We start from the raw sequence: 12,804 nt of genomic DNA, 5'->3' as shown, positions 1-12,804 counted from the left end.
CTGCGGCGCGGCGCAATCGCCGCGAGACGGCGCCGGCGGGCCTCCATTCTCACCCGGCGCGGGAGACCCGATGAGCGCGGTCACGATCTACGACGTTGCGGAGCGCGCCGGCGTCTCCATCAAGTCGGTCTCACGGGTCCTGAACGGCAAGCCCAATGTCACCGAGGCGTTGCGCCGGAAGGTGGAAGAGGCCGCCGAATCCCTGGGCTATCGCCCGAGCCTCTCGGCGCGCGGGCTGGCGGGGGCCAGATCCTACATCATCGCTGCGCTGGTCGACGCGGAGCTGACCATCGAACACTGGCGCTCGGGACGCGGCAACGACTACCTCAGCCGGATGGAGCTCGGGGCGCTGATGGAGTGTCGCCAGGCCGGCTGCCATCTGCTGATCGAGCTTGTGGACGTGGGCTCGGCCACGCTCAAGCGGGACATCCTGGCGATGGTGTCGTCGCTGCGTCCGGACGGGCTGATCCTAACGCCGCCGGTGTCGGACAGCGCCGTGGTCCTGAACGCTCTCGACAGCCGCGGTGTGGCCTATGTGCGTCTCGGCGCCGAGACGGAGCCGTCGCGCGGCCGGCGCGTGTACATGGACGACCACCGCGCGGCCTACGACATGACGGCCTATCTTGCGCGCATGGGGCACCGGGACATCGGCTTCGTCGTCGGCAGCCCGCGTTATGCGGCGAGCCGCGCGCGGCGCGAGGGCTTCGAGGCCGCGATGGCGCAGCACGGTCTGCAGATGCGACAAGAGTGGGTCGCCGAGGGTGACTTCGCCTTCCCATCGGGCCTGGAATGCGGCCTGCGGATCCTTTCGGCCGATCCGCGGCCCACGGCCATCTTCGCGAGCAACGACGACATGGCCTTCGGCGTGATCCAGGCGGCCAGGCGGCTGGGCCTGTCGATACCTGGCGACGTGTCGGTGGCGGGGTTCGACGATGCGCCCGGCGCCCAGTTCTCGGCGCCGCAGCTGACCACGGTACGGCAGCCCGTGGCCGAGATGGCCGAGGCTGCGGCGCGGATGATCATCGCCCATGCGCAGGATTCGACCCACGACGCTCCGCGAGTCCGCGAAGTGGCCTATGTCGTGATCGGGCGGGAATCGACCGCCCCGCCGCCGCCCGTGCGCCACGATCGCCCCTGAAAGACCGCTCCGTCGTCGGCGGTGACGCCGGCTTGCGATGTTAGCGTTATCGAAATTCATTGACAGCGCTGTCATTGCACGTAACGGTTTCAATATTGCAACGGCCGCGACCTGAGACGGCCGGGAGGAAACATCCATGGTCCCGCCTGGCATTCGCCTGGGCGCGCGGGCGTATGCCGCGGCCTTGTTCGTCCCCACCTGGCGCGGCGGCCAGACCGCCGCGCCGTCCTTTTCCCGCGGCTGAACGGGCGTCGGATGGGGCAGCGATTCCTTCGCGGCGCTTGCGTGGCCACCGTGGCCGCGCTGGGCTTCGCCGACGCACGGGCCGCAGCGCCCGCCGAGGCGGTGCATCCCGAGATCTGGCCGGCGTCCCAAAGCCGGGGTCTCAAGGACCCGCGCACCGAAGCCTTCGTCGACGAACTGATGGCGCGCATGAGCGTGGAGGAGAAGGTCGGCCAGTTGATCCAAGCCGACATCGGCTCGATCCGGCCCGAAGACCTACGCGAGTTCCCGCTGGGCTCAATCCTGGCCGGCGGCGACAGCCCGCCGCTGGGCGCGCCCGATCGTTCCGCCGCGGAGGCCTGGCTCGCCACGGCCCGCGCCTTCCGGGCGGCCGCGGCGGAGGCGCGCCCCGGCCGCCCGTCGATCCCCCTCATCTTCGGCATCGACGCCGTGCACGGGAACAACAACGTGGTGAGGGCCACGATCTTTCCGCACAACATCGGCCTGGGCGCGGCGCGCGATCCGGAGCTGATCCGGCGGATCGGCGCTGCGACCGCGCGCGAGACCGCCGCCGTGGGTATCGACTGGGCGTTCGGCCCGACCGTCGCCGTCGTCCGCGACGATCGTTGGGGACGGACCTACGAGGGGTATTCCGAGGACCCGGAGATCGTGGCCGCCTACGCCCGGGCCCTGGTGACGGGCCTGCAGGGGGCGCCTGCCGAATGGCCCGCGCTGCAGGGCGGACACGTGGCCGGTTCGGCCAAGCACTTTCTGGGCGACGGCGGCGCGGCGGACGGCCGCGACCAGGGCGACAACCGCGCGAGCGAGGCCGACCTCGCCCGCCTGAACGCCCCTGGCTACGCCTCGGCCATCGACGCCGGGGTCATGACGGTCATGGCGTCCTTCTCCAGCTGGCAGGGCGAGAAGCTGCACGGCCACCGGGGCCTGCTGACCGATGTGCTCAAGGGCCGGATGGGCTTCGACGGCTTCGTCGTCGGCGACTGGAACGCGCATGGGCAGGTGCCCGGCTGCGCCAACGAGAGCTGTCCCCAGGCCGTTAACGCGGGCGTCGACATGCTCATGGCTCCCGACAGCTGGAAGGGCCTCTACCGCAACACGCTGGCGCAGGTCCGGACGGGCGAGATCCCGATGAGCCGGCTGGACGACGCCGTGCGGCGCATCCTGCGGGTCAAGGCGAAGGCAGGCGTGTTCGGGCCGCGGCCTCTGGAAGGCCGGGTCGAGCTGATCGGGGCGTCGGAGCACCGCGCCCTGGCGCGTCGCGCCGTGGCCCAGTCCCTGGTGCTCCTGAAGAACAACGGCGGGGTGCTGCCCATCTCCGCGAAGGCGCGGGTCCTGGTGGCCGGCGACGGGGCGGACAATATCGGCAAGCAGACCGGCGGCTGGACCCTGAGCTGGCAGGGGACCGGCAACGGGCCCGCGGACTTCCCGAACGCCCAGTCCATCTGGACCGGCATCCGCGACGCCGTCGCCGCGGGCGGCGGCCAGGCTGAGCTCAGCCCGGACGGCCGGTTCGAGGTCCGTCCCGACGTGGCGATCGTGGTGTTCGGCGAGAACCCCTATGCCGAGTTCCAGGGCGACCGCGCCACGCTGGAGTACCAGCCGGGCGCGAAGGCGGACCTGGCTCTGCTACGGAAGCTGAAGGCGCAGGGGGTCCCGGTGGTGGCGGTCTTCCTGTCCGGCCGTCCGCTGTGGGTGAACCCGGAGATCAACGCCGCGGACGCCTTCGTCGCCGCCTGGCTGCCGGGCAGCGAAGGCGCCGGGGTGGCCGACGTCCTAGTCGGCGATGCGCGCGGCCGTCCGCGGACGGACTTCCGCGGCAAGCTCTCCTTCTCCTGGCCCAAGCGCGCCGACCAATTCAGCCTCAATCGCGGCGATCCGGGCTACGATCCCCTGTTCGCCTACGGCTATGGCCTGACCTATCGCACCGGCCGCGAGGTTCCGCGCCTTTCGGAGGTCTCCGGCGTCGCGGCCGTCGCCGAAAACGTCGATCGATACCTCGTGGGCGGACGGGTGGCGGAGCCCTGGCGGCTCGTGCTGCGGGACTCCGGCGGCGATGCGGTCGCGCCAGGAGCCGAGGCGGGCGCCTCGCCGGCCGGCGCCCTGGCCGTGCGCGTCGTGGACGCGGCGGGTCTGCAGGGGTCCGGGCGCGCCTTTGCCTGGGCCGGCGCAGGCCGAGCCGTTTTCGCCGGCCCCGCCGTCGACCTCCGGCGCCAGGCCAATGGGGACATGACCTTGCTGGCGACCTACCGGGTGGACCGGCGGCCCACAGGCGCCGTCCGCCTGGGAATAGGTGCGGCCAGCGTTCCCCTCCAGGACGTTCTTGGCGCGGCCCCGGCCGGCGCGTGGCGAACGATCAAGGTCAGGCTGTCGTGCTTCCGGGCGAATGGCGAGGACCTGGCTGCGGTGACCGCGCCGGCCTGGATCGAGGCCTCGGGCGGACTGGAGCTCGCCCTGGCCGAACTGCGGCTGGCGCCAAACCAGAACGACGCGGTCTGCCCATGAGACCAGGGGTCGACATGGCTGAATTTGACGTTTGCGCCGAATTCGCCGGCCGGTCGCCGCGCAATTGTGACGGCGGCGTGAAAAATCGTGATCTTCCGATTGACGGTCTTGGATGAGTAATGATAACGCTACCATAGATAGACGGTAAGTGTTCTGAGTTCCGCGATAGATGCGGAGCAGAAAGAATGCTGCGCTGCAATAATAACCAGGATCACATAGATCCTACAGATACGGGGGAATATCCATGAAACGGCGTAGTTTCCTGCGTACATCTTCATCTGCTCTTGCCATCTCGACGTCATTGTTTGCGGGTGTGGCCGTCGCTCAGCCCAGGGATCCAGCGCCGGGCGAGGTCGAAGAAATCGTCGTCACCGGCTTCCGCGCCTCCATCGAGCAAGCGATGGGCATCAAGCGCAACAGCAGCGGGGTGGTGGACGCGATCGTGGCCGAGGACATCGGCAAGTTCCCCGACACGAACCTGGCGGAGTCGCTGCAGCGGATCACCGGCGTGTCCATCGACCGCACCAACGGCGAAGGGTCGCGGGTGACCGTCCGGGGCTTCGGCAGCGGTTTCAACCTGGTGACCCTGAACGGACGTACGATGCCGACCGCCGACGTCCAGACGGTGGGCGGCGACCAGGACTCCGACAACTCGCGCGGCACCAGCCGCTCGTTCGATTTCTCGAATCTCGCCTCGGAAGGCGTGAGCGCGCTGGAGGTCTACAAGACCGGGCGGGCGGCCATCCCGTCCGGCGGCATCGGCGCCGCCATCAACGTGCGCACGCGTCGGCCGCTCGACGGCGACGAGGGCCTCACAGGCAGCGTAAGCCTCAAGGGGCTCTACGACACGGGCGTCGAGAAGAGCCTCGAGGATGCCGACAAGATCACGCCGGAGGTCTCAGGCCTGCTGAACTGGGCCGACCAGGACGACCGGTTCGGCGTTTCCATCTTCGGCAGCTACCAGAAGCGAAACTTCACGAGCAGGAGTGCGACCTCGAACGACTGGAACATCCGCACCTATGCGGACTTCCTCAATCCGTCCAACGGCTTCGTGAGAAACGACGGCACGACGCGGATCACCAACGCGCCGTCCAGTCCCAGCACCCTGGTCGCGATCCCCAACGACAGCCGCTATCACTTCTCCGAAGGCGAGCGGGAGCGTCTCAATGGCCAGGTCACCCTGCAATTCCGGCCGACCGAGAACTTCACCCTGACGGCCGATGCGCTGTACGCGCGCAACAAGGCGCACGAGGAGCGGAACGACCAGACCAACTGGTTCAACCGGCCGTTCAACCAGGTGACCTTCGACGACAATCCCACCGTCGCGACCGCGATCTTCCTGCAGGAGACGCTGAGCGGGGTGAAGGACGTCGGCTTCGAGCAGCAGTACCGGGCCAACACCGACAGCCTGCAGTCCTTCGGCCTGAACGGCGCCTGGCAGGCGACCGACCGGCTTTCGATCTCGGTGGACGGCCATCTGTCGCGCGCCCAGAGCAAGCCCGGCGGCTCGAACGGGGCGAGCGCAACCCTGGTGGCCATCGGCGCGCCGGTGATCGCCGCCCACTCGGTGGACTACAGCGGCCGGATTCCGGTCCAGAGCACGACGATCAACGACGCCGCCCCCCGCGGCAATGGCAACGGCGCGCTGGACGTGGGCGACCTGGGCAGCCAGGTGGCGCGGACCTTCGCCCACCGGCAGAGCCAGGACATCAAGGAAATCCGGGCCGACGTGACCTGGGACCTGGACGACGCCGGCAGCCGGCTGGACTTCGGCGCAAACTTCCGCGCGTCCCGCATGCGACAGTCGAACGTCAACACGCAGCAGGACCTCGGTAGCTGGGGCATCTCCAACCCGGGCGATGTGTCCAGGGTCGCGGGCAATCTGGTCAGCGAATTCTGCCTGGCCTGCAAGTTCGACGAGTTCGATCCCCAGCAGACCGGCCCCGGGCTGGTAGCCTTCCGCGCCAACGCCATCGACCTCTACGACGCCCTGTCGTCGTTCTACGCCCAGCGCGGCAACGCCGTCGGCATCACCGAACAGGGCGACAACCGCGTCGATGAGGACATCTTCTCGGTCTACGGCCAACTCACCTGGAAGGGTGAGGTTGCGGGACGGCCGGCGTCGATGGTGGCCGGCGTGCGCTACGAGCGGACCAAGGTGGAGTCCATCTCGCAGGTCCGTGTTCCCACGGGCATCGTGTGGACAGCCGACAACGACTTCCGCATCGACACCTCCAGCCAGTACCAGCCGATCGACGGAAAGGGGAAATACAACAACCTGCTGCCGGCGCTCGACTTCCAGATCGACCTGCGGGACGACCTGGTCGCCCGGGCCTCGTTCAGCCGCACGATCGCTCGGCCCGACTATGCGGACCTGTTCGCCGCGCTTGCGGCCGAGGCGCCGAACCGGCCCATCGCCAACGGCGCGATCCCGCTCGGGCGCTCCGGCAACCCCGACCTCTTGCCGCTGATCTCGGACAATTTCGACGTCTCGATCGAGTGGTACTACAAGCCGGGCAGCTTCGTTTCGGCGGGCGTGTTCGAGAAGCGGGTGAACAACTTCGTCGGCGTCGGCACCTTCGACCGGCCGCTTTTCGATCTGCGCGATCCCAGCTCCGGCGCCGCCGGGACCCGGTCGGGCCAGGCGCGGGACCTGCTCAATTCCGTCGGCGCCAACCAGACCGACGTGAACCTGTTCACCGCCACGGCGCTCATCGCCACGACCGGCTCGGTGGACGCGGCGAGGGCGCAGTTCCAGGCCAACCGGATCGCCGGCCCGGGCGGGACGCTGGGCGACCTGAACCAGGCCTTCGTCGACCAGATCCTGGCGGCCGTGGACATCAGCGCCAACGCCAGCGATCCGCTCCTGAGCTTCCAGGTGTCCCAGCCGATCAACAACCGGTCGGCGAAGATCTGGGGCTTCGAGGTGGCGGGCGCGCACTTCTTCGGGGAGACGGGCCTCGGCATCGCCGGCGCCTACACCTTCGTGGACGGCGACATCGGCTTCGATATCGGCGCGGACCCCGGGCAGGACCAATTCGCCCTCGTGGGGCTCAGCGACACGGCCAACGTGACGCTGATCTACGAGAAGTATGGCATCTCGGCGCGCTTGTCCTGGAACTGGCGCGACAAGTACCTCGCCCGGCTGAACCGCCAGGGATCGCGCAATCCCGTCTTCGTGGAGCCCTTCTCCCAGGTGGACTTCGCGATCAGCTACGACGTCAACGAACGCCTCGCCGTGACCTTCGAAGGGATCAATATCTTCGAGGAGAACCTGCGGACCTATGCCCGCGACAAGGACGAACCCTATTTCGCCCAGGAGCTGGACACGCGCTATCTGCTCGGCGCGCGGTACAAGTTCTGACCCGGGCAGCCGGGGTCGGAAAGGCCGCTGTTCGCAGCGGCCTTCTTCGCCCTAACCTGCGGCAGGCGAGGGCCGCCGGGGCCGACATGACGAACAAGGTGCTGCTCAACAATGTCGACCATGCCGACCTACGGGTGATCACCCGGCACGGGTCGGAGTTCGGCGACGGCGTCAACCAGGTGCTGGTCTTCCCGACCGAGTTCGAGGACCTGCAGCGCGAGTACCCGATCTTCTTCCGCAAGGACGCGAACGGGGACTACCAGGCGGTCGCCCTGCTGGGGCTCGACAAGGACGAGAATCTGTTTCTCGGCGCGGACGGCTGGAACGCCCGCTACGTGCCCGCCGCCCAGCAACGGGGGCCGTTCTCCATCGTCCTGCAGGCGCCGCGACCGGGGACCACGGGCGAGCCGGAGGCCATGATCCATATCGATCTCGACCACCCGCGCGTCAGCTGGACGGACGGCGAGCCGTTGTTCCTGCCGGCCGGGGGGAACACGCCCTACCTGCAGCACGTCTCGCGGCTGCTCGGGACGCTCTTCGACGGGCTGGAGGCCAGCGGCCCCTTCTTCGAGTCGCTGGACGGGCTCGGGCTCATCGAGCCGGTCGAGGTGGAAGCGACGCTGATGGACGGCACGGCCTACGTGATCCCTGGGCTTTTCACCGTCTCCGAGGCCCGGCTCGCGGCGGTGGCGGGCGAGAACCTGGAGCGCTTGCACCGGTCAGGGACGCTGCGGGCGGCCTACGCGGTCCTCGCTTCGCTCGGCAACGTCTCGTTCCTCATCGACGCCAAGCTGCGCAAGTCGGCGGGACGCTGATGGAGCCGGTCCGGTCGACGCAGGAGCTGGAGGGAGTACGGCCGGGCGATGTGCGGCTGAGCGAACTTCTCGACGCCCAGCGCCCGACGATCTTCCGGGGCATGGCGCGCCACTGGCCCCTGGTGCGGACGGGCCTGGAGTCGCCGCGCGGGTTGATTGCGGATTTGAAGGCCCGGGACAGCGGCCGCCCGGTGGTGGGTTTTACGGGCCCCCCTGAGATCCACGGCCGGTTCTTCTACGACGAGGGCCTGACCAGCCTGAACTTTCGGGCCGAGCCGGTCCGCCTGGACGCCTTCCTGGACCGGATTGCCGAGGGCCTGGACGATTCGACGGGGCCTTCGCTCTACATCGGCTCCACCGACATCGACACCTACCTGCCGGGCCTGCGGGCGGAGAACGACCTCGGCCTCGATGCGGCGGCGTTCGGCGGCGTCGCGCCGACGGTGAGCATCTGGATCGGCAACCGCACGGTGGCGGCCGCGCACTACGACATGTCGAACAACATCGCCTGCTGCGTCGCCGGCCGCCGGCGCTTCACGCTTTTCCCGCCGGACCAGGCGGCCAACCTCTATCCCGGCCCGCTGGAGCCGACGCCGGGCGGCCAGGTGGTGAGCCTGGTGGATATTCGCGCGCCCGACTTCGATCGGTTCCCCCGGTTCCGGGAGGCCCTCGCCGCGGCGCAGACCGCGGAGTTGGAGCCAGGCGACGTCCTGGTCTATCCCGCGCTCTGGTGGCATCAGGTCGAGGCGCTGGAGGCGTTCAACGTCCTGGTGAACTACTGGTGGAACCCCTCGCCGCGGTTCATCGACACGCCGCAGACCACACTGCTGCACGCCCTGCTCAGCCTGCGCGAGCGGCCCGAGCACGAGAAACAGGCCTGGAAGGCCCTCTTCGACTTCTACGTCTTCGGTCCTGCGGATCGCGCCCGAGAACACTTGCCTGAGCCGGCGCAGGGACCGCTGGGCCCGCTGGACGAGACGAAGGCCCGGCGTCTGCGCGCCCAACTGCTGAACCGGCTCAACAGATGAAGCCCGGACCCAAGGGGGAAACGATGCAAGGACAGGTCGTGAGGAAGGTCGTCGTGGCCGGCGGCGGGTCGGCGGGCTGGATGGCCGCAGCCGCGCTGTCCACCCAGCTCGGCGCCCTGCTGGACATCACCCTGGTGGAGTCCGACGCCATCGGCACGGTGGGCGTCGGTGAGTCCACCATCCCGACGGCCCGCACCTTCGTCCACCTGCTGGGGCTCGACGAGCGCGAGTTCATGCGGGAGACGGGGGCGACCTTCAAGCTGGGCATCCTGTTCGAGAACTGGGGCCAGGTCGGCGACCGCTACATCCACTCCTTCGGCCAGGTGGGAAAATCCACTCTGATGGCGCACTTCCATCACCTGTGGCTGCACGCCAACACCCAGGGATTCGGCGGCGATCTGGGGGACTACTGCCTCGAGCTGCGGGCGTCCGAGGAGGGCAAGTTCTACACGGCCGACGATGCGCCGGTGAACTACGCCTACCACATCGACGCCACCCGCTTCGGCCGCTACCTCCGCAGGCGCTGCGAGAACAAGGGCGTCCGCCGCGTCGAGGGCAAGATCCGAGAGGTCCAGCAGCACCCCGAGACCGGCGACATCACCGCCCTGGTGCTGGAGTCCGGCGAGCGGGTCGAGGGCGACCTGTTCATCGACTGCACCGGGTTCCGCGGCCTGCTGATCGAGCAGACGCTGAAGGCCGGCTTCGAGGACTGGGGCCAATGGCTGCCGAACGACCGGGCCGTGGCCGTACAGACCCGCACGCGCGACCCCGCCATGCCGCTCACCCGCGCCATCGCCCACACCGCCGGCTGGCAATGGGGAATCCCGCTGCAGCATCGCGAAGGGAACGGCTGGGTCTACTGCAGCGACTTCATGTCCGACGACGAGGCGGCCGGGAGCCTGCTGGGCCAGCTCAAGGGGGAGCAGCTCACCGACCCTTGGCAGCTGCGTTTCCGCCCGGGCCGCCGTCGCAAGGCCTGGGACAAGAACTGCGTGGCCATCGGCCTGGCCGCCGGCTTCATCGAGCCGCTGGAAGCCACGTCGCTGCACATGATCATGATCGCGGTGACGCGGCTGCTGCAGCTCTTCCCGTTCACCGGCGTCAACGACGCCCTGGTCAACCGGTTCAATTTCCTGGCGAACCAGGAGATCGAGCGGATCCGGGACTTCATCATCCTGCACTACAATGCGACGGAGCGGACCGACACGCCCTACTGGGACCGCTGTCGCACCATGGAGATCCCCGCCTCCCTGGCCGAGCGGATCCAGCTCTTCCGCGAAACGGCGCAGGTCTACCACGTGCCCGGCGAGCTGTTCCTGGTGGACTCCTGGCTGCAGGTGATGCTGGGCCAGAGGATCCGCCCGGCGAGCCACCACCTGATGGGCGCGCTCATGCCGCCGGAGCAGTTGCGCCGGGCCCTCGACGACCTGAAGGGCAACATCGCCCGCGCGGTGGCCCGCATGCCCAGCCATCAGGACTTCGTGGACCGCTACGCCGGCCTGGAATTGGCGGACTGAGGCGGACAGGGAACTCGGGCCGTGACCGAACTGGACGCCTTCGTGCTCGCCGCCGCGCTCCTGCTGCTGACACCGGGGCCGACCAACACCCTGCTGGCCGCCGCAGGGGCGATCCTGGGCGCGCGGCGGGCGGCTCCACTCATTGCCGCCGAGCTGCTGGGCTATGGCGCGGCGATCGTCGTCCTGGAGGCGTTCGTGGCGCCCGTGGTCGAGTCGCTCGCCTGGCTGCGGCCGCTCCTGCGGATCGCGGGCGCCCTGTACCTGGCCCATACAGCCTGGCGCATCTGGACCGCGCCGCCCGCGGACAGCCAGGGCGCGATCACCTGGCGCCGGGTCTTCCTCGCGACGCTCAGCAATCCGAAAGCGCTCGTCTTCGTCTTTGTGATCCTGCCGCCGCGGTCGATCGGGCTCGTCGACCTGCTCCAGCCCTACCTGATGATCCTGTCCGGCCTGATGGTCCTGGCGGGAAGCGTCTGGGTCGCGCTGGGCGTCGCCATCCGGGCGGGGGCTCGCGGTCGCGGCGGGCTGACGATCCGTCGGACGAGTTCGGTGATGGTGGCGCTGTTCAGCGCCCTTCTCCTCGCCTCGGCGGCGGCCCCAATCGCCTCCGCCGCTATCCCGGTCCGGGTGGCGCAGGGGCTCTGACCCGCGGACTGACCGCGACCAATTGGCCGCCGGCCTCGTTCCCCCCAATCAAACCACGTGTCGCGCAACCTGGGGCTACTACCTAGTGGCCGCTCCCGAATGTCGGACGGCCGGCCCGCCCGCTAGCGTCGCCGGCCTGTCGTCCCCGATCCGCGCCCATCCAGGCGGCGCGTCCGCCTGAGCCGAGCCATGTCCAGCCTCACCGCCGCGCAGCTGCGTCACGCGACCCGGAACCTGCCCCGCTACACGAGCTATCCCACGGCCCTGGCCTTCGAGGCTGCGGAGGGCGAGGAAGCGCCGCGTGACTGGTTCGCCGGGACCCGCGCGGGCGACGTCATCTCGGCCTATGTGCATGTGCCGTTCTGCCGGCGCCTCTGCTGGTACTGCGGCTGCCATACGACGGTGGCCCAGGAGTACGACCGGATCCAGGCGTTCTATGAGACGATCGAGCGCGAGATCGACCTCGTGGCGGACGCGCTGGGCCCTCATGCTGGCGCCGGTCACCTGCACTTCGGCGGCGGCAGTCCGAACGCCTTGTCGCCCGAGCATTTCGTCCGCCTGACGCGGCGGCTGGCGGGTCATTTCGGTCTTCGGCCTGGCGCCGAGGTGGCCGTTGAGCTCGATCCGGGCCTGCTGTCCGAGGCGTTCGTGGACGCCCTGGGCGAGGCCGGCGTCACCCGCGCGAGCCTGGGCGTGCAGACCTTCGATCCGGGGGTCCAGGAGAAGGTCCACCGGGTCCAGCCCTTCGAGCAGGTGGAGGCGGCCGTCGCCCGCCTGAGGGCCACGGGCGTCGGGGGCATCAACTTCGACCTGATGTACGGCTTGCCGGAGCAGACTCCGGAGAACGTGGCGGAGTCCACCCGCCAGGCGCTCGCCCTGCGACCCGACCGCATTGCGGTCTTCGGCTACGCCCATGTGCCCTGGATGAAGAAGCACCAGGTGATGATCAAGGACGCCGACCTCGCCGACGTCGAGGGGCGCTGGGCCCAGGCGGACGCCGCCGACGCCGTGCTTGCGGACGCGGGCTACGTTCGCATCGGACTCGACCACTACGCCCGGCCGGAGGACGCTTTGGCGCGGGCGGCGGCGGCGGCGGGGACCCTGCGGCGCAACTTCCAGGGCTACACCGACGACCCCGCGCCCGTGCTCGTGCCCATCGGCCCCTCGTCGATCGGGCAGTTCCGCGAGGGCTACGTCCAGAACGCCGTCGCCACGGATGTGTGGAGCGAGGCGGTCCAGGCCGGACGGCTGCCGCTGGCCCGCACGCTGGCCCTACGGCCGCAGGACCGCCTGAGGGCCGCCGTGATCGAGCGCCTGATGTGCGATCTCGAGGTCGACGTCGCCGCGCAGTGCCGGGCCCATGGCGCATCGCCCGACGCCCTGGACGACAGCCTCGAGCTTGCTCGTGAGCTGCAGTCCGATGGGTTATGCGAGGTCTCGGGGCGCCGGATCGTCGTGCCGGAAGCGGCGCGCCGGCTCCTGCGCGCGGTCGCCGCCTGCTTCGACGAGCGTCTGCCCGCCGCCCAGACCCGGCACGCCAAGGCGGTGTAGG

The 12,804-nt window shown here is 69.4% G+C and carries 8 protein-coding genes; all 8 read left to right on the top strand.

The genetic code is table 11. The annotated features are described in order from the left end of the window. Positions 1–70 precede the first annotated feature (70 nt). The gene (locus AX721_RS01965) at positions 71–1,138 is read left to right on the top strand and encodes a LacI family DNA-binding transcriptional regulator (RefSeq protein ID WP_068874253.1); all 1,068 of its coding nucleotides are present in this window, start codon (positions 71–73) and stop codon (positions 1,136–1,138) included. A gap of 255 nt (positions 1,139–1,393) precedes the next feature. Then, positions 1,394–3,883: a glycoside hydrolase family 3 protein gene (locus AX721_RS01960; protein ID WP_068874251.1), complete on the top strand. Its 2,490-nt coding sequence runs from the start codon at positions 1,394–1,396 to the stop codon at positions 3,881–3,883. 244 nt (positions 3,884–4,127) lie between these two features. Beyond that, positions 4,128–7,247, top strand: a complete 3,120-nt coding sequence (locus tag AX721_RS01955) for a TonB-dependent receptor (protein ID WP_156466959.1) — start codon at positions 4,128–4,130, stop codon at positions 7,245–7,247. An 86-nt stretch (positions 7,248–7,333) separates the two neighbouring features. Beyond that, a complete protein-coding gene (locus AX721_RS01950; protein ID WP_068874247.1) occupies positions 7,334–8,062 on the top strand; it encodes a SapC family protein in 729 nt (242 codons plus the stop codon). Next, entirely contained in the window at positions 8,062–9,090 is a 1,029-nt protein-coding gene (locus AX721_RS01945; RefSeq protein WP_082765543.1) for a cupin-like domain-containing protein, read from the top strand. The genes AX721_RS01950 and AX721_RS01945 overlap by 1 nt, the downstream gene beginning before the upstream one ends. Before the next feature lie 23 nt (positions 9,091–9,113). Continuing rightward, the gene (locus AX721_RS01940) at positions 9,114–10,607 is read left to right on the top strand and encodes a tryptophan halogenase family protein (protein WP_068874245.1); all 1,494 of its coding nucleotides are present in this window, start codon (positions 9,114–9,116) and stop codon (positions 10,605–10,607) included. A gap of 21 nt (positions 10,608–10,628) precedes the next feature. Further along, a complete protein-coding gene (locus AX721_RS01935) occupies positions 10,629–11,252 on the top strand; it encodes a LysE family translocator (RefSeq protein ID WP_068874244.1) in 624 nt (207 codons plus the stop codon). Between the two features lie 189 nt (positions 11,253–11,441). Then, complete coding sequence (gene hemN / locus AX721_RS01930) at positions 11,442–12,803, top strand: oxygen-independent coproporphyrinogen III oxidase (protein ID WP_068874243.1); 1,362 nt, start codon at positions 11,442–11,444, stop codon at positions 12,801–12,803. Position 12,804: the final 1 nt, after the last annotated feature.

This window comes from Phenylobacterium sp. CCH9-H3 (assembly GCF_001557235.1).
Taxonomy (GTDB): domain Bacteria; phylum Pseudomonadota; class Alphaproteobacteria; order Caulobacterales; family Caulobacteraceae; genus Phenylobacterium.
Note: the sequence above shows the minus strand (reverse complement) of the source record. Positions and strands in the feature narration are given on the sequence as shown.